General features: G+C 68.4%; 13 protein-coding genes. 5 read left to right on the top strand and 8 right to left on the bottom strand.

Annotated elements, in window-relative coordinates; all coding sequences use genetic code 11:
• Positions 1–1,365: glycosyltransferase (locus WB461_RS07580; RefSeq protein WP_423852120.1), on the top strand; the 1,365-nt coding region annotated here is incomplete at its 5' end.
• On the opposite strand, the gene WB461_RS07575 is transcribed toward WB461_RS07580, so the two are convergent.
• A complete protein-coding gene (locus WB461_RS07575) occupies positions 1,362–3,404 on the bottom strand; it encodes an ATP-dependent DNA helicase UvrD2 (RefSeq protein ID WP_423852119.1) in 2,043 nt (680 codons plus the stop codon). The two genes, WB461_RS07580 and WB461_RS07575, sit on opposite strands and share 4 nt — an antisense overlap.
• A gap of 84 nt (positions 3,405–3,488) precedes the next feature.
• Between WB461_RS07575 and WB461_RS07570 the strand changes: the two genes are divergently transcribed.
• Complete coding sequence (locus WB461_RS07570; protein ID WP_423852118.1) at positions 3,489–3,731, top strand: mycoredoxin; 243 nt, start codon at positions 3,489–3,491, stop codon at positions 3,729–3,731.
• A gap of 135 nt (positions 3,732–3,866) precedes the next feature.
• Here the strand turns inward: WB461_RS07570 and nudC are convergent, their stop codons facing one another.
• The 5 genes from nudC to moeZ form a co-directional block, all read right to left on the bottom strand.
• A complete protein-coding gene (gene nudC / locus WB461_RS07565) occupies positions 3,867–4,730 on the bottom strand; it encodes an NAD(+) diphosphatase (RefSeq protein WP_423852117.1) in 864 nt (287 codons plus the stop codon).
• 4 nt (positions 4,731–4,734) lie between these two features.
• Positions 4,735–7,869, bottom strand: a complete 3,135-nt coding sequence (locus WB461_RS07560) for a UvrD-helicase domain-containing protein (RefSeq protein ID WP_423852116.1) — start codon at positions 7,867–7,869, stop codon at positions 4,735–4,737.
• Complete coding sequence (locus WB461_RS07555; RefSeq protein ID WP_423852115.1) at positions 7,866–11,045, bottom strand: ATP-dependent helicase; 3,180 nt, start codon at positions 11,043–11,045, stop codon at positions 7,866–7,868. Before WB461_RS07555 ends, WB461_RS07560 begins: the two co-directional genes overlap by 4 nt.
• A 29-nt stretch (positions 11,046–11,074) precedes the next feature.
• Positions 11,075–11,374, bottom strand: a complete 300-nt coding sequence (locus tag WB461_RS07550; protein WP_423852114.1) for an MGMT family protein — start codon at positions 11,372–11,374, stop codon at positions 11,075–11,077.
• A gap of 88 nt (positions 11,375–11,462) precedes the next feature.
• The gene (moeZ, locus tag WB461_RS07545) at positions 11,463–12,635 is read right to left on the bottom strand and encodes an adenylyltransferase/sulfurtransferase MoeZ (RefSeq protein ID WP_423852113.1); all 1,173 of its coding nucleotides are present in this window, start codon (positions 12,633–12,635) and stop codon (positions 11,463–11,465) included.
• 124 nt (positions 12,636–12,759) lie between these two features.
• Here moeZ and WB461_RS07540 point away from each other — a divergent pair, with 124 nt between their 5' ends.
• Positions 12,760–13,404, top strand: coding sequence for a TetR/AcrR family transcriptional regulator (locus WB461_RS07540; RefSeq protein WP_423852112.1), 645 nt, complete (start codon positions 12,760–12,762; stop codon positions 13,402–13,404).
• Positions 13,401–13,661 carry a DUF3107 domain-containing protein gene (locus WB461_RS07535; protein ID WP_423852111.1) on the top strand — a complete coding sequence of 87 codons (261 nt, stop codon included), beginning with the start codon at positions 13,401–13,403 and terminating at the stop codon, positions 13,659–13,661. The genes WB461_RS07540 and WB461_RS07535 overlap by 4 nt, the downstream gene beginning before the upstream one ends.
• A 135-nt stretch (positions 13,662–13,796) precedes the next feature.
• Here WB461_RS07535 and WB461_RS07530 read toward each other — a convergent pair whose 3' ends face one another.
• Positions 13,797–14,159, bottom strand: coding sequence for a hypothetical protein (locus WB461_RS07530; RefSeq protein ID WP_423852110.1), 363 nt, complete (start codon positions 14,157–14,159; stop codon positions 13,797–13,799).
• 181 nt (positions 14,160–14,340) lie between these two features.
• Here WB461_RS07530 and WB461_RS07525 point away from each other — a divergent pair, with 181 nt between their 5' ends.
• Complete coding sequence (locus WB461_RS07525) at positions 14,341–17,469, top strand: AAA family ATPase (RefSeq protein WP_423852109.1); 3,129 nt, start codon at positions 14,341–14,343, stop codon at positions 17,467–17,469.
• Between the two features lie 3 nt (positions 17,470–17,472).
• On the opposite strand, the gene WB461_RS07520 is transcribed toward WB461_RS07525, so the two are convergent.
• Entirely contained in the window at positions 17,473–18,171 is a 699-nt protein-coding gene (locus WB461_RS07520) for a ferritin-like fold-containing protein (protein ID WP_423852108.1), read from the bottom strand.
• Positions 18,172–18,193 lie beyond the last annotated feature (22 nt).

Raw genomic sequence — 18,193 nt, 5'->3', positions numbered from 1 at the left:
GACCTGATCACCGGGTTGCGTGCAGATGGCTACACATTCGACACCATCACCGATTCCGTCGGGCTTCCGTCGCCGTGGCAGCGAGCCACGACCGGCGAGCGCGTCGGGGGGTGGATCACGATGGGTGTCGTGCGGCTCTCCGGCGTGATAGCCGACGGACTGAGGATCGCATTCCTCGGCCTGGCCGTCCTTGCCGTGCTTCGTACCGCGCTCCTCGTGATGTTTGCCCGACGACACGACATGACTACACGTCGACGTTCGCCCGACACAGCGCACCACCTACCATCGGTCACTGTCGTTGTCCCCGCCTACAACGAGGAGCTGGGAATCGCCTCGGCGGTCAGGTCGCTCGCAGCCAGCGACTACCCGGACCTCGAGATCATCGTGGTTGACGACGGGTCTACCGACGCCACAGCGTCAGTCGTCGACAATCTTGAAATGCCCGGAGTTCGACTCATCCGGCAGGCAAACGGCGGGAAACCAACCGCGCTCAACACCGGCATCGCGGCCGCGCGCGGCGAGATCTTGGTGTTGGTCGACGGTGACACTGTCTTCGAGCCAGACGCGATGCGCGCGCTGGTGGCGCCGCTATCGGACCCGGCAGTCGGCGCAGTTTCCGGTAACACCAAAGTCGGCAACCGACGCGGCCTGTTGGGGAGCTGGCAACACATCGAGTACGTCATCGGATTCAACCTCGACCGACGTATGTTCGACGTCCTTCAATGCATGCCGACGGTGCCGGGGGCCATCGGCGCGTTCCGACGCGAAACCCTCGACGCCGTCGGTGGTGTCAGTAGTGACACCTTGGCCGAGGACACCGATCTGACGATGGCCATCTGCCGTGGGGGCTGGCGGGTCGTCTATGCGCCCGACGCCCGCGCGTGGACCGAGGCCCCCAGCACGCTCGGCCAGCTCTGGCGGCAGCGATACCGCTGGTGCTACGGCACGATGCAGTCGATGTGGAAGCACCGGCACGCGGCGGTGGAGAGCGGCGCTTCAGGCAAGCTCGGGCGCCGGGGTCTGCCTTATCTCCTCGCGTTCCAGGTTGTCCTACCCCTGCTCGCACCTGCGATCGACGTCGCTGCGATCTATGCGCTCGCCTTCGGTTCGTCGATGCAGATCGTCTGGGTCTGGCTTGCATTCCTTGCGATGCAGTACCTCAGCGCCGCCTACGCCTTCGTCCTTGACGGGGAGAAGCTGGCTCCGCTTTGGACGCTCGTCCTGCAGCAGCTGGTCTACCGCCAGATGATGTACCTCGTGGTCATCCAGTCGGTTGCCAGCGCGGTGTACGGCATCCGACTCAAATGGCAGAAGCTCCGGCGGACCGGCGACATGGAAGCCGCACCTGTCGGGGTGGCGTCCTAGCCGCGTACGAGCGCCAGAAGGGATTCGGCGTACTTGTCGAGCTTGGCCGGTCCGATCCCGGGCACCCGAGCCAGTGCGTCCGGGTCGGACGGCTTGGTCTCGGCGATCGACTGCAACGTCGCATCGGTGAAGATCACGTAGGCAGGCTTGCCCTGCTCGGTGGCCTGCTCCGTGCGCCAGGCCCGCAACAGCTCGTAGAGATCCTCGTCGTAGGTGGCCGGACAGTCCTCGCAGCGGCCGCGCTTGCGATCTGCAACGGCGAGCACGGTGTTGCAGACCCGGCACTTGGCGACCTTGCGCTCCCGCGGCTGCCGGGCGGTCTGGCGGGCGGCGTGGTCGGCTGGCAGCAGCGAGTCGAGGAACCGCGTCGGCCGACGACTGCCCCGGCCGCCACGGTTGCGGGTCACAGCCCACGAGATCATCAAGTCGTGTCGAGCGCGAGTCAGACCGACGTAGAACAGTCGGCGCTCTTCGTCGACCGCCTCGGGGGTGTCGGCGTGGACGCTGGGCATCATGCCTTCGTGCATCCCGACGCAGAAGACCGCGTCCCACTCCAGGCCCTTGGCCGAGTGCAGCGTCGCGAGCGTGACACCGTCGGCCGCCGGTGCGTGGGCCTGATCAGCCCGCCGGTCCAGGTCCGCGACCAGCGCGGTGAGATCGGCAGCATCATCGGAACCGGCCAGCTCGGCAGCCATCGAGACGATCGCGTGCAGGGACTCCCACCGGTCCCGGACCGCCCCAGCGCCGGTCGGCGGCTCGTCGGTGTGACCCATCGCGGACAGGATCGCTCGCACCTCCTCGATCAGCTGACCGCCGCCTTCACCACCACGCGCGGCGCCGCGGAGCAACGCGACCGCCTGGCGCACCTCAGCGCGGCGAAAGAAGCCCTCGACGCCCCGCAGGACGTAAGGAACCCCGTGCTCGCCCAGGGCCTCCTCGAAAGCCTCCGACTGGGCGTTGATGCGGAACAGGATCGCCATCTCCTTGTAGGAGACGCCGCGGCGATGCAGCAGCGCGATCTCGCTCGCGACGGCGCTGGCCTCGGCCTGCTCGTCGGGAAAACCAATGTAGGTGACCGGGTCGCCCGGCTCCTGCTGGGACTGCAGGCGCACGCCGTCGGCGCCATCGACGCGGCTGAAGACCGCATTGGCTGCCGCCACGATCTGTGGGGTCGAGCGGTAGTTGCGGGCCAGCTCGATGCGCTGGGCACCCTCGTGGCGCCGCGCGAACGAGGTGAGGATCTGCGGGGAGGCTCCGGCGAACGAGTAGATCGTCTGGCGCGGATCGCCAACGACGCAGATGTCGCTGCGCCCACCAAGCCAAAGCTCGAGCAGGGTTGACTGCAGGGGGTTGACGTCCTGGAACTCGTCGACCACGAACCAGCGATACTGCTGGCGCACCTGGGCGGCGATGCGCTCGTCATCGGCGAGGATCGCCGCCGTGATGAGCAGGATGTCCTCCATGTCGATGCGGCCCCGGTCGCGCTTGACGTCCTCGTAGGCCGTCATCACCGTGGCGACGGTCGCATGATCGAGATCGGCGACCTCACGCCGCGCCGGCCCGGCGGCATCGACGTACGCCGACGGGCGGATGTTGGAGACCTTGGCCCACTCGATCTCCGAGGACAGATCGCGCAGCAGCGGAGTGTCGGTGCGGATGCCGAGCCTCTTGGCCGCCTCGGCGACCAGTCCGAACTTCGAGGACGTCACCTCGGGGAACTCTCCGCCGTACACCTGCGGCCAGAAGTAGCGAGCCTGTCGCAGGGCGGCGGAGTGGAAGGTGCGGGCCTGAACGCCGTCTGCGCCGAGCTGTCGCAGCCGGGTCCGCATCTCGCCCGCAGCGCGTGTGGTGAAGGTGACCGCCAGCACCTCCGTCGGCTTGTAGACCCCCGTCGCGACCCCGTACGCCATGCGGTGGGTGATCGCCCGGGTCTTGCCGGTGCCGGCCCCCGCCACGACACTGACCGGTCCGCGCAACGCCTGAGCCACCTCACGCTGCTCGGGATCGAGTCCCGTCAACAGGTCGTCGGCGTCGGCCACACGGGCTCCTCAGGGTCGTCGTGGAATGGGAACAGCGGTGCTGGTGTTGAGATGACCAACACTAGTCGTCGAAGGAGACACTCAATGTCGGGCACGTTCACGATGTACTCCACCCCGTGGTGTGGCTACTGCCACCGTCTGAAGGGGCAGCTCAAGCGGGAGGGCATCTCATTCGACGAGGTGGACATCGAGCAGGTGCCCGATGGCGCCTTCCTAGTCGAACAGGCCAACGGCGGCAACCAGACTGTCCCCACGCTCATCTTCGCCGACGGCACAGCGCTGACCAACCCGTCACTGGCGCAGATCAAGACCCAGCTCGCCTCCTAACCCCCCCCCCGCCCCGCCCCGCTGACGGGTCACTTTTTGTGTGTTGACGGGTCAGCTACTGTCCCGCTGGCACGCAATTTGTGACCCGTGACTGGACGGAAAGTGACCCCTCAGCAGAGGTGTGTTCGTGGGGGGTTAGGCCCACATGCCGTGGATGGTTCCGCCGTGCCAGGTCTGCAGGAGCCAACGGGAGATCGAGACGTTGGGCGGCAGGAGGAGCTGAGAGGACGACGTCATCTCGGTGACCTCGTCGCGAGTGAACCAACGCGCCTCGGCAATCTCGTACGTGTCGACCGTGATGTCAGTCGTCAGCGCCTGGCCGAAGAAGCCCAGCATCAGGCTGGACGGGAACGGCCAGGGCTGGCTGCCCGCGTAGGTCACGTCGCCGACCGCGACCCCCACCTCCTCCATGACCTCACGGCGCACCGCGTCGTCAAGCGACTCCCCCGGCTCGACGAAGCCCGCGAGAGTCGAGAACCGGCCCTCGGGCCACGCCGGCTGACGGCCAAGCAGAGCGCGGTCTTCACCATCAGTGATCAGCATGATGACAGCGGGATCGGTGCGCGGGAAATGGTGTGCGCCGCAGCTCGGGCACACTCGCACGTGGCCCGCATCAGCGATGTCAGTTGGTTCCCCGCACGTGGCGCAGAACCGGTGTCTCTCGTGCCAGCGCGCGATTCCGACCGCATGCACCCCCAGCGAGGCTTCCCCCGCCGCGATGGTCGGTCCGAGCAGCCGCAGGCTGACCGGCTCGAGGTCGCGGGCGACCCGATCGACGATCACCGCGGCGTGACCCACACCGTCCCGGATACCGAGGAAGATCCATTCGCCTTCGGGCGCCTGATCCATCGTGATCCATCGGATGGCCTGCCCGTCGATCGTGGCGACGTGCTCGCCGCCGATGACCATGACGCGCACGTCGGGGTCCCGCCGCCAGGCATCGTCCCCGCGTAGATGCGCAGCGCGATCGTGCTGGGTCCGGTTGAAGGCGTAGTCCACACCACTACGCTAGTCCGAGCCTCCGCTCGAGCTCGGCGCGGCCGGGAAGATCGTCGTAGCGTTGCACCTCACCCAGACGTACGTAGTAGAAAACGCCGGTGACACGCGCCGGGTCGATGCCCTGGTGCTCCGCCCACGCGAGCCGGTAGATCGCCAGCTGCAGCGGATCGGCAGTGGCGTGCTGGTTGGTCTTCCAGTCGACGACCTCATACCCCGTCGAACCGTCCGGCAGACGTGTCTCGAACACCGCATCGATACGCCCGATGACCTGTTGGCCGCCAAGCAGCACCGAAAACGGTGCCTCGATCGCCGAGGCTGCCGCGTCGGCGTAGGGCCCCGACAAGAACCGCTGGACGACATCGGCCAGCTCTGCATCGGTCGCGAGTCCGGAGTCGGCTCGGCCCGGGAGCTCGGATGGGTCGAGCAATGGCTGCTGGCCGAAATGCGTCTCGACCCAGGCGTGGAACCGGGTGCCGAGCCGTGCGGCGGCAGAGGGCTGACGAGGCAATGGCCGGACGAGGGAACGTGCGAACTCCTGCGGGTCGTCCAGGAGCGCCATCGTCGCGGTCGCCGACAACGACGCGGGAACGCTCACCTCCACGGGCCCGTCCGCGCTGGATTCTCGAGCCCGCAATGCCTGCAGCTCGCGGTCGATCGACGCGAGCCGCTCGGACTCGTCGCGTGGGGCGACGGTGGACGCGAGATCCGTGGTGTGGTGTCGGACCAGCTCAGCGGCCCGTTCGCGGCGCGGCATGACGGCCCGGGCGGGCGGCCAGCTCGTCGAGCTGACCTGCAGCTCGGGATTGAGATCGTCGGGCGCAGGCTCGGCCGACCAGCGGTTGACGGGTCGTGACTGGGCACGACAGCTCTCGGCCGCCGCCTCCAGGTAGTCAGAGACTGGGCGCGGGGTCTTCTGGGAGCGACCCCACCGGTGGCCGCTCACGTGCAACGCCGAGCGCGCCCGGGTGAAGGCCACGTAGGCGAGCCGGACCTCCTCAGAAAGTGCCTCCTCGACGTAATCGCTGGTCAGGGCGGTCAGGCCCTTGCTGCTCCACTCGGCGAGTCGCGGGAGCACGTCAGCGTCCCCGCGCAGCGGATAAGGGAAGCCCTTGGCGTTGGAGGTCCAGCGGTCGCGTCCCTGCGAGCTCGGGAAAGACCCACCGACGACGTACGGGACGAAAACCCGGTCCCACTCCAGGCCCTTGGCGGTGTGGATCGTCAAGATCTGGACTGCGCCGTCTCGGGCCCGGTCGGGCACCTCCAGTCCGTTGCCGAACTCTTCCTCGGCGCGCAGGTAGGCCACGAAACCCGGCAACGTGTCGACATCGCCCACGGTCGAGAACCCCGCCGCGACGTCGACCAGCGAGGCAAGGTCGGCCGCTGCGCCGGTTCCGAGCAGGGCGGTCTCGACGTCGAGGTCGAGTCGACGGACGGCAAGCTGGACGACGTCGGAGACTGCGCCGCCCAAGCCGCGACGCACGGACCTCACGATCTCAGCCACCTCGGCGAACCGTTCGCGCGCGGCAGCCGAGTAGGGCAGCTCACCGGGATCATCGAGTGCGTCCGAAAGCGACACGATCTCGGTCGGGTCCGACCCGCTGACCGCGTCGCTCAGGCGCCCATCCAGCGAATCGTGGCCGGGGGCGGACAGCCCGCGAGCGAGCGACGAAGCGCGGCGTCCGAGAAGTGCGAGGTCCCGTGCACCGATGCGCCACCTGACCCCCGTCAGCAGACGCAGCAGCGCCGCGTTCGCGGTCGCGTCGGAAACGACCTCCAACAGGCTCACGACGTCACTGACGTGCGGGAGCGTCAGCAACCCCGCAAGGCCGACGACCTCGGCATCGACGCCCCGCCCTCGCAATTCGGCCGTCAGCGCAGGCATCTCACTGCGTGTGCGCACCAAGATTGCCACCGACTCCCCCGGACCGCGCTCCCGGGCTGCCACGACATCGTCGACGAGTGCCGCGGACTCGCCACTGATGGTGTCGAACAGCGCAGCGGTGATCTCGGCCGGGCGCTCGGGCTCTCGTTCTGGGGCGACCAGTGGCGCGAGCTCGGGGTGCGCGTCGTAGTAGGGAGCCGCGGCGCGATTGGCAACGTCAAGGATGTCGGGGTGACAGCGCCGGCTGGTCCGCAGCCCGTACGTCACGCCGGAGGAACCGTCACGCGCCGGGAAGTGCTCGTGGAAGCGCGCGATGTTGTCGGCCGACGCGCCACGCCAGCCGTAGATCGCCTGGGCCGGATCTCCGACCGCGGTGATCGGGTGCCCGGCTGCGAACAGCCCCTGCAGCATCAGTCGTTGGGCCACGGAGGTGTCCTGGTATTCGTCGAGCATCACGGCCTCGAACCTCTCACGCATCATCTCGCCGACCTCAGGTCGCTCGATCGCGAGTCGCGCACCACCGGCCATCTGGTCGGAGAAGTCCATGACCCCCGCGAAACGCTTGTCGTCGCGATACGCCTCGACGAGCCGACTGAGGTCGGTGCGCTCCAAGGCGGCTGCCCTGGCCTTGAGCAAGGGCTTGACCGGGGAGTCCATCGCGTCGATCGTCGCCACCACCTCGGAGTCGTGCTCGCGGAGCCGCTGGGGAGAGACGAGATGCTCCGACAGCGCGCCGTCGAGCGCCAGCACCCGCACGATCGTCTCGGCGAGCTGGACGCCGATGTGTGGCAACGGTTCGCGGTAGCGGCGGATGACCCGCGCGGCGCGCTGGAACCGGGTGGCGTCGGACGTCAGCTGCAGGTCGGTCTCCAGACCCAGACGGAGCCCGTGCTCGGCTATGAGTGTGCCGGCAAACGCGTTGTACGTGCCGACCGTGGGCTCGCCGCGCGCGTCGAGCAGATCGAGCACCGTCGGGGTGTCGGCCATCGTCAGCAGGTCGTCGCGCACCTTGCGACCGAGCTCGGCCGCTGCCTTTCGAGTGAAGGTCAGGCCCAGGATCGACCCGGGCGCCACCCCCTCGTGACCCACGAGCCACACGACCCGGGCCGCCATGACCGTGGTCTTGCCGGACCCCGCACCAGCGACGATCACGCCGGGCCGGTCCCACGGGGCGGTGATTGCTGTGATCTGCTCCTGGCTGAACGCGATGCCGAGCACCTCGCACAGGTGGGTCACGTCGTGGATCAGGCGGGTCATCGATCGTCCTCGGTCACGGTGGGCTGCCCGTCCTGCGCAGGGCACGAGCGTCGGAAGGTGCACACCGAGCACCGGTCGTTGGGCGTCGCGGCGAACTGCTCGGCACGCAGCGTGCGGGTCGAGCGGGCCAGCAGGTCGTAGGCGAAGAATGGTGCATCGGGATCGGGCGACGACTGACGCTGGACGATCGGGAGCCCAGGGGTCTTGGCCAGCTCCTGGCGCAGGTGCACCAGCTCGGCACCGCCGCTGACGTCGTGATCGGGGATCGCTCCGTGCGCGACGGCGAGCTGGTAGGTGCCAAGCTGTGCGTGCTCCTGGAGGTCGGCAACCGACGGCTTGCCCTTGCCGGTCTTGAAGTCGACGACGTGCACCCGGCCCGCTCCGTCAACCTCGACGCGGTCCATCGAGCCGCGCAGACGAACGACGTCGTCGCCGACCGGGATCTCCACGACGAACTCGACCTCGGCACCCACAGCCGCGCGCTCCCCACGATCACGGTGCCACCGAACGAGCCTGCGCACCGCGGCGTCGGCCTCGGCCCGCTCACGCACAGCGATCCACGTCGTGTCGAAGTCGAGCTGGTGCCACACCGCATCCAGATGACCGACCAGGGTCTCGGCATCGATCGACGGGTCGTCGACGAGCTCGGCCGCGAGGACGTGCACCGCGAGACCGAATCCCTGGGCCGTGGAAGAGCCACTCTCACCCTTCGCCTCCCGAGACAGAAACCACCGAAGCGCACACGACGTCAGGCCGTCGACAGCCGTTCCTGAGAGGGCGAGCGGCTCGTCGAGCGGGCGGACCGGCTCGTCCGACTGGGTGATCTCCGCGAGTCCCCACCAGTGGTCGGGTGAGGCGACGCGGACCCCCTCGCCCGCGAGCACCGCCAACCGGCGCGCTGCTCCGTCACGCTCCTCGCCGGATTCGCCCTCCTCGGCAATGAGCCGCAGCTCGGTCACCGCCCCGCGCAGCGTGGCGCCCCGGCGTGGTCGAGGCAACGGGACGGGCGAGGCCGCAGTGGTCGCGAAGCCCGTGAGCTGCTGGTGGAAGCGCGAGGGCTGGTCGCCATCACTCGCGGCGCTGGCCACAGCGGTCACGACGAGGCGGCAGCGAGCCCGGGTCGCCGCGACGTAGAACAGCCGGCGTTCTTCGGCGAGCAGTGCGCCGAATGTCGGCGGTCGCCCGTCGCCGCGAGGGTCGAGTCGCTCTGAGCGCAGCAGGCTGTGGGGTGGACGGATCGCCGGCCACACGCCGTCCTGGACGCCCGCGACGACAACGAGGTCCCACTCCAGACCTTTCGAGCGGTGCGCCGTCATCAGCCGGACCGCACGGCCCCGGATGCCACGCTCGGCCAGGGTGTCCGACGGGATCTGCTGGGCTTGGATCGCGTCGAGGTAGGTGCCGATCTCGGCGCGGCCTCCGCGCTCCTCGGCGCGAGCGGCGTCGTCGAACAACGCCACTGCCGCATCAAGGTCGCGGTGGGCTTCGGCATCGCCCCTCTCGGCTGCCGCGACCAGCCGGCGTGGCCAACTCGTGCCGTCCCAGAGCGACCACAGGACGTGCTCTGCGGGCGCGTGGGCGAGCACCAGATCGGCAGTGGAGCGGAGCAACCGGGCGATGCGCTGAACCCGACTGACGAGACCACCATGTGGACCGTGCGGCTCGATCGCGAAGAGCAGGGCGGGCTCGACGAGACACTGCGCCAGCAGCTCTCGAGAGTCGACCAGCTCGCCGGAGTCGTCGGCGTGGCGACGGCGCAGCAACCGCGCCAGGACCCGCATTTCGGACGGATCAAGACGACCCAGCGGGCCGATCAGGAGGGTCTCGGCCTGCTCCGGCACCAAGGCACGCTGCTCGGCGACCGCCTGGGCGCAGGCTGCGGCGTGGAACAACGCCCGGACCGCGGCCTGGCGGGCAAGTGGAATCTCATCACCGGCGACCTCGACGGGCACGCCGGCCTCGCGCAGCGCCCGCTCGATCGGAGCGATCGAGGCGACGCCACGGACCAGGACCGCCATCTGGTCGTATGCCACCTCGTCATCGAGGTGCGCCCGCGCCAGCAGCAGAGCGATGTGCTCGGCCTCCGAGCGCGTGTCGGTGAATGTCGGCGTCTCGATCCGACCGGTCGTCGACGCCGGCAGTGGGTGACGGAACGCATTGAACTCCTCGACGTCCATCCCCCCCGAAATACCCATCGGTCGGACGATTTCGCGCGACGCGGCGAGCAGCTCGGGACCCAGCCGGCGGCAGTGCTGCAGGGACAACGTGCTTGCCGGCCGAAGTCCAGTGCCGAAGTGGTCGGCGAATGCCCACACGCCGTGAATGTCAGCCCCTCGGAAGGCGTAGATGGACTGGTCAGGGTCGCCGAACGCGACGAGCTCGGTGTGCGGCCCGACCAGCGTGCGCAGCAGATTGACCTGGGCGGGGTCGGTGTCCTGGTATTCGTCGACGACGAGCAGGCGCGGCTGCCGGTGGGCCAGGTCGTCGCCCTGAGCGGCCTCGACGAGCACGCCGAGCGCATCGTCGACGAGCCCGGAGTAGTCAGCCTCGCGGGCCAGGGACAGCACCTGGTCGTACTCCGACCACAGGGTCGCCAGGCTGCTCCACACCGGTTCGTCACGAGAGGTGGCCAGCAGCCGCAACGACTCGGGCTCCAGACCCAGCGCCCTCGCCTTGGACATGAAGTCAGCGATCTCGCGGGCGATGCCGCGCGTGCGCAGGGCGGGCGCGAGCTCGTCGGGCCACGCGATCCGGCCCATCTCGGTGGCACCCAACAGGATCTCGGCAACTCGCCACTCCTGCTCAGGCGCGCTCAGCAGCCTCAGCGGATCGGCGAACTCCTCAGGCTGTGAGTCGGCCCGCACCAGCCCGTAGCAGTAGGAATGGAACGTCATGGCCGGGACGACTCCACCGGTCAGCCGGCGCGCGATGCGTTGGCGCACGTCCTGGGCGGCCTTGCGGCTGAACGTCAGGACCAGGACGTCCTCGGGCGCTACGCCGTTCGCCACTCGATCGACGACGAGCTCGACCAGGGTCGTGGTCTTGCCCGTGCCGGGCCCGGCCAGGACGAGCAGCGGTCCACCTCGGTGGTCGACGACAGTGCGCTGGGAGGGATCCAGCTCGGGTGCGTCGACGACGTCCGGAGCCGCGGGACGCAGGACGTACTCGACGGGCATGTCCCCATCCCACCAGACGCGGGTGACAGTCAGTCCTCAAGCAGCCACCGTGCGCGCGTCATGTCGACTGCCCAGCCGTTGCCGCGCATCGGGGTGCCCTCGATCGCGTAGTGCTCCTGCGCACCGACCATGAGTGAGGACGGCAGGGATCCATCGGCTCGAACGACCCGCCACCACGCGACAGCACCACCTTCCAGCGCCATCACCCGGCCGACCTGACGCGGCCCACCCTCCTGCAGGACTTCCGCGATCATCCCGAACGACAGGACACGGCCGCGCGGGATGCTGTCGACCAGGTCCAGCACCCGCTCGGTGAACTCAGGACCCATCCACCCAGTCAACGCGTCGAGCCTGTCGTTTCGGTCGTCCGGGCACGGCGTGTCCCGACCAGAACGTCAGACTCGACACGGAGAAGCGTCAGTAGGAGGGCTGACTCGGGTCGATCTGGTTGACCCAGGCCACGATGCCACCGCCGACGTGCACAGAATCGGCGAAGCCGGCACCCTTGAGCACCGCGAGCGCCTCGGCCGACCGTACGCCTGACTTGCAGTGCAGCACGATCTGCTTGTCGTCCGGCAGCTGCTCCAGCGCCTTGCCGTTCAGGAACTCGCCCTTGGGTATCAGGATCGAGCCCGGGATCTGATTGATCTCGTACTCCCCTGGCTCTCGCACGTCGACCAGCACGAAATCGCGCCCGCCGTCGTTGCGCTCCTTGAGCCACCCGTCGAGCGTGCCGACCGAGATCGTCGAGTCAGCCGCCGCGTCGGCAGCCTCGTCGCTGATCGCGCCGCAGAACGCCTCGTAGTCGCTCATCAGCTCGGTGATCGGCTCACCGGTCGGGTCTCGGCGGATGTTGAGCGTCGAATAACGCATCTCCAGCGCGTCGTAGACCATCAGTCTGCCGATCAGCGGGTCGCCGATGCCGGTGATCAGCTTGATCGCCTCGGTCACCATGATCGATCCGATCGAGGCACACAGCACACCCAGCACGCCACCCTCGGCGCAGGACGGGACCATGCCCGGCGGCGGAGGCTCGGGATAGAGGTCGCGGTACTGCGGACCCTCCGTGGCCCAGAACACCGACACCTGACCCTCGAAGCGGTAGATCGAGCCCCACACGTACGGCTTGCCCAGCAGGACGGCCGCGTCGTTGACGAGGTAACGGGTCGCGAAGTTGTCGGTGCCGTCCACGATCAGGTCGTAGCCGGCAAAGATCTCCATGACGTTGTCGGTATCGAGCCGCACGTGGTGCTGGATCACCGTGACGTACGGATTGATCTCGGCGACCGACTCCGCAGCCGAGGTCACCTTGGGCTTGTCGATGTCGGACTGTCCGTGAATGACCTGCCGCTGCAGGTTCGACTCGTCCACGACGTCGTCGTCGATGATGCCGAGCGTGCCGACTCCGGCCGCGGCGAGGTAGAGCAGAGCCGGACTGCCGAGGCCGCCGGCGCCGATGACGAGCACCTTGGCGTTCTTGAGCCGCTTTTGCCCGGTCATCCCGACGTCAGGAATGATCAGGTGGCGACTGTAGCGACGTACTTCGTCGATGGTCAGTTCGTCGGCGGGTTCCACGAGTGGGGCAACCACGAGTTCTCCTCTGTGAATCTGGTGATGGCGACATAACGCCGGATCCACCGTCCATTGTTCCCCGCGCAGGCAATGGCGGCGGCATGCGTCCAGATCCCGGGACCGACCGACTACTGTTGAGTACGTGACCGAAGCCATCCCGCTGCGTCCGCGCACGAGTCGCCTTCCGCGGACCGCGAGACGCGCCCAGCTCCTCGAGGTCGCGCTCGAGGTGTTCGTCGAGCAGGGCTACCACTCCGCCTCGATGGACGAGATCGCCGAGCGCGCTGGAGTGTCAAAGCCGGTGCTCTACCAGCACTTCCCGGGCAAGCTCGACCTGTACCTGGCTCTCTTGGAGACGTCGTGCGACACCGTGATCACCGGCGTCAAGAACGCGCTGGCCTCGACCAGTGACAATCGGCGGCGCGTGCAGGCCACGATGGAGCTCTGGTACGACTACGTCGCCGACCGAGGTGCCGCGTTCCGCCTGGTCTTCGAGTCCGATCTCACCAGTGACCCGTCGGTCCGCCGGCAGGTCGACCGCGTCATCGAGGAGTCGGCCGCCGCCATCGCCGAGGTCATCCGCGAGGACACCGGCCTTCCGGGCGCGGCGTCCCACCTTCTCGCAGTGAGTCTGGTCGGCATGGGCCATGTCGGCGCGCGCAACTGGCTGTCGCAGGATTCGTCCCTCACCCGTGCCGAAGCCGTCCAGCTCGTCGCCGGGCTCGCCTGGCGCGGTATCGGCGGATTTCCCCGCAACGAAGATGACAACACCCAAGGAGTTGAGTGACCGTGGAGGTCAAGATCGGCGTGCAGCACGCGCCCCGTGAGCTGTCAGTGTCGACCGAGGAGAAGCCCGCGGCGGTGCTCGCGCTGCTCGACGACGCGCTCAAGAACGATGCCGTGTTCACCCTGACCGACGACAAGGGTCGGACCGTCGCCGTTCCGGCGGCCAGGGTCGCCTACCTCGACTTCACGTCGGATGCCGCCCGCAAGGTCGGTTTCGGTCTGGCTGCCGGCGAGGCCGTCGCCACCGCCTCGAAGTAGGCACTCGCCGCAGGGCGCGGACGCGTCACGACGTGGCGTGCTGTCGACCGCGCACTGCGGGCACCTCTTCGCGACGCCACATTGCTGCGATCCGGCCGTATCCGCGAAGGACCGCGCACACGGCCCGCATGAGGATCATGCTCCGGCCATTGCCTGTTGGGCGTGCTGACCGAACTGCTTCATGGGTCCGACCGGACCGACCTCGATGAACACCGCACCCGTGTCGGTGTGCGCCGTGTGCCCGGCCGGCCAGTAGTAGACCTCGCCGGCTCGCGCGGTCTCGACGGTGCCGTCCTCGTGCTCCACGACGATCGATCCCTCGAGGATGATTCCCCAGTGCGGGCTGGGGCACCGATCATTGGGCAGCCCCTGCAGGACCGGACCCAGATCGGTGCCGGCCGGGACCGTCGCGTGCCGGATGGCGGACTCGCCCATCTCCACGTATCGGGTCACCAGATCGCCGGCCGAGAGCTCGACGTCCATGTCTTTGATTGCCATAGCCATGATGTTCTCCAAACTGTGAGTAGGGCTTTGTACTGAGTCTCGCCAGCTCGCGTTCCTGAAACGTTCCCCTCGGCCGTACCAGGCAGGACTCACCTGTCAGATCGGGTCGATGTCGAGCCTCGGCTCGCCGCTTCGGGCTCCGACTTCGGTACTGTCGGGGTCTTGGAGGTACGCCATGACGGCCGGTCCGGTGCGGGTGCAGCTCCTCGGCGCCTTCGAAGTGCGGCTGAATGGTGAGCGGCTCGACAGCGACCGATGGCCGGGGCGACGCGCCGCCGACCTCGTCCAGCTGCTCGCGCTGGCCAACGGGCACAGCCTGCTGCGCGATCAGGTCGTCGAGGCGCTGTGGCCCCACCTCTCCGCAGCTGCCGGAGCCGCCAACCTTCGCAAGGCTGCACACCACGCTCGCCGCGTGCTGGGCGATCCTGCCGCCGTGACGCTCCAGCAGGGCCACGTGACACTTTTTCCGGGAAGGGTAGTCACCACAGATGCTGCCGAGTTCACGGCAGCGGCCGAGCACGCGCTGGCGGCCGGGGACACCGAGACGGCTCGAGCAGTAGCCGAGTCCTATCCCGGCGAGCTGCTGCCCGGCTCCCTGTACGACGACTGGACCCAGGCATCCCGAGAACGGCTCCGCGGTCTCCATCTGGGCCTGCTGCGACTGAGCCGCCAGTGGGACCAGCTGATGGAATCGGACCCGACCGACGAGGAGGCCTGCCGAGAAGTCATGCGTCAGGCGCTGGCGGCAGGTCGGCGGCACGCGGCGATCTCCTGCTACGGGCGGCTACGCACCAGTCTGCGGGTGGACGTGGGAATCCTGCCGAGCGCCGAGACGGACTCCGTCTACCGCGAGTGCATCCAGACGCTCGCGGTAGCCGAGTCACGGTTGCTCGGACGTCAGCTCGAGCTGTCGACCGTGACCGCTCGACTGCGGCCCGGCACACCGGGCTCCGAGACTCTCGTCGCGGTGCGCGGGCCGGCTGGCATCGGCAAGTCCGCCTTCTGTCGGCAGATGGCCACGATCGCCACCGCCGAGGGATGGGCAGCTGTGACCACGGCAGCCTCCAGGTCCGAAGGTCCCTACGCGGTCCTGATCGCAGTGATCGAACAGATCGTGACGACCAACCCCGGCGCGCTCGAGGCCATGGGCCAACGGACCCGCGCCGTCCTGGCGAAGCTTTCGCCGCTGGTCGAGAGTTCAACGCAGCTGGTGGCGCCGGTCACCCGGCACCAGGTGATCGGAGCCATACGCCGCCTGCTCACCGCAGCAGCGGGCCATCGCGGCATCGTCATCTTCGTCGACGACGCGCACGTCGCGGACGCGGCGACGCTCGAAACCCTGTTCCATCTCGGCGCGGTGGCGGCCCCGATCCTCACGGTGCTGGCGTACCGTCCGACCGCCGCGTCCGAGATCCTGCGAGACGGAGCAGCGCGATCTGCGCGCGCCGGCGCGATCATCGAGATCGATCTCGCACCCCTCGATCGCCACGAGACGCGTGCCTTGGCCAAAGCAGTCGGTCTGACCGATCGGGAAGACATTCTCGCGAAGCTGACCGACCTGGCCGAGGGCAATCCGTTCTTCGTGCTCGAGCTGGCCAAGAGCGCCGCGGCCGGCGGATCGTTGCACATCGGGCACACCCGGCGGGAGTCGATCGCCGCGCGATTCAGCGACCTCGACGCGCACACGACCGAGCTGTTGCAACGACTGGCGCTCGCCGGCAACTACCTCGATCTCGCCACCGTGCTGGCGCTGACCGGGACCGAGGAGGTGGAAGCCTTTGCCCTGCTCGATGCAGCGATCTCCTCGGGCGTTCTGGTCGTGAGCGAAGGCGGCTACCGATTCAGCCACGATCTGGTGCGCCAGTCCATGGTCGACGAGATCGCGCCACACCACCGGATCGCCATTCACCGAGATGCGGCCCGCCGACTCGCCGAGCTGGGCGGCTCACCCGGGCAGATCGCGCGGCACTGGCTGGACGGCAACTGCCCCGAATTCGCCCTCCCCTGGTTGCTGTCCGCTGCGAGCCGGGCGGTCGAGCTGGCCGCGTTCCGAGACGCCTTGTCCTACCTGGATCCCCTCCTGGGGCACGACCCTTCGCACGCGGAGGCCCTGCTGTTGCGGGCCACGGCACTCGAAGCACTCGGCGATCCTGCAGCACTGCAGGCATACGCCCGGGCAGCCCGCGCCGCAGGTGCAGTGGGGGCGCACGAGATCGTGGCGCGTCAGGCACTGGCGCAGATCAAGCAGGGCGACGCCGAGGGAGCCCTGCACACCCTCGAAGGAGCAGAACCGGTGACCGTCGCGGGCCGCCTCGCTCGGGCACTGACACTCGCGGGCGCTGCCACCCTCGGATTCGGTGATGCGGCCAACGGTGCCGCCATGGCCTCGCAGAGCCGCCGACTAGCGCTCGAGTCTGGGGACTCCGCGTCGCTCGTGATCGCGTCCTGGGCCAACGCTGCCGCCGCACACGCCCGCGGCGATCTGCGCGGCAGCGTACAAATCGACCTCGCCGAGACCCAGCATCTGCCGGAGCTGGCGGTCAATGTCTTCGACGGTCAGCTCTGCATCACCCAGCGTCTGCTCTACGGGGCCAGACCCTATGCCGACGTCATTGCCTTTGCGGACTCGCTCGGGGTGGAAGCCCAACGAATCGGTGCCGCGCGCGGATACGCTTTCGCCCGCACCATCGGTGGTGAGGCGAAGCTGTTGGCTGGCCGCCTCGACGAGGCCGAGGTTGACCTTGCCGCGGCGGTCCGGCTTCACCGCAGCATCGCTGCCTCCACTGGGGAGGCATTCTCCCTGCAACGGTGGGCCGAGGCAGCGCTGCATCAAGGGCGGGACGACGACAGCCGCACGATGCTAGACGACGCGCTCGCCATCGCACAGGACTCCGAGGTGGGTTTCCACCTGTTCGACCGAATCTACGGTGCCCGGATCGTCGCCGCCAGGACGCCCGACGCTGCGATCGCGGCCCTCGAAGCGGCGGAGGCGGCGGTGCTGGGTCCGGACGAGACGTGCCCCGGCTGCCGGATCACCCTGACTGTTCCTGCGGCCATCGCTGCTGCCGTCGCCGGCGACATGGAGCGGGCCGCGAAGTACGAACAGGCAACGGAATATCTGGCGAATGTCGTGATGCGGTTGCCCGCCTGGTACGCCGCCCTCGACGAGGTCCGCGGGCACATCAAGCACGCCGAGAACGACCCCGATGCGAGCCGAGACCATTTCGCCCGGGCAGCGGAGGTCTATCGGCGCGCGGGACAGCCGCTCGACGAGGCACGGTGCCGTGCCCTTGCAACACGCTGAGGGTCAGGCGGCCAGTCCCAGCTTGGCCATGCGAGCCGCGTGGGCCTCGGTGATTCGGGTGAACATCCGGCCGATCCCCGCCAGATCCATCCCGGGATGGTCGACCCCGCCGACCAGCACGACGCTCAGCGCATCGCGCTCGGCCACGACCATCTGTGCCTGGCTCAGCGCCTCGCCCATCAGTCGCCGCCCCCACAGCGCGAGCCGGCCGCCCACCCGATGGTCACGCTCGATAGCCCCGCGGATCGCGTCGATCACGAACTCGGAGTGGCCGGTCCCGCTGAGCGTGTCGAGAACGAGGGCTCGGGTGTCGGCGTCGAGGTACGCCGCGATCTCGCGGTAAAAGTCCGCCGCCAGGCCGTCACCGACGTACGCCTTGACGAGCCCCTCCAGCCAGTCCGACGGACTGGTCTGGCTGTGGAATCGTTCGAAGATCGTCGCGAACTGCTGCATCGTCTCGTACGGATCCTCACCGAGCTCCACCAGCCGATCCCGAAGCTTCTCGAAGTGACCGAACTCTGCGGTGGCCATGGCCGCGATCTCGACCTTGTTCTTGAGGTCGGGTGCCAGCTTGGCGTCCTCAGCAAGACGCTCACAGGCGCTGATCTCGCCGTATGCAAGCAGTCCGAGCAGCTCGACGATTCCCGTTCGATAGGTCGCATCGTCGATCCTCGACGGGGTGGTGGGGTCGTTGGAAGCCATGACTGAGCAGCGTAGCGCGGGC

Origin of the sequence: Aeromicrobium sp. (assembly GCF_049587115.1) — a bacterium.
Taxonomy (GTDB): Bacteria; Actinomycetota; Actinomycetes; order Propionibacteriales; family Nocardioidaceae; genus Aeromicrobium.
The sequence above is the reverse complement of the archived record's forward strand: the minus strand, read 5'-3'. Positions and strand labels throughout refer to the sequence as shown.

Coding starts and splice junctions, on each gene's coding strand:
- WB461_RS07555 (WP_423852115.1), bottom strand. CDS start 11,045: ATGCCCGTCGAGTACGTCCTGCGTCCCGCGGCTCCGGACGTCGTCGAC.
- WB461_RS07550 (WP_423852114.1), bottom strand. CDS start 11,374: ATGGGTCCTGAGTTCACCGAGCGGGTGCTGGACCTGGTCGACAGCATC.
- WB461_RS07570 (WP_423852118.1), top strand. CDS start 3,489: ATGTCGGGCACGTTCACGATGTACTCCACCCCGTGGTGTGGCTACTGC.
- WB461_RS07560 (WP_423852116.1), bottom strand. CDS start 7,869: ATGACCCGCCTGATCCACGACGTGACCCACCTGTGCGAGGTGCTCGGC.
- WB461_RS07525 (WP_423852109.1), top strand. CDS start 14,341: ATGACGGCCGGTCCGGTGCGGGTGCAGCTCCTCGGCGCCTTCGAAGTG.
- WB461_RS07530 (WP_423852110.1), bottom strand. CDS start 14,159: ATGGCAATCAAAGACATGGACGTCGAGCTCTCGGCCGGCGATCTGGTG.
- WB461_RS07520 (WP_423852108.1), bottom strand. CDS start 18,171: ATGGCTTCCAACGACCCCACCACCCCGTCGAGGATCGACGATGCGACC.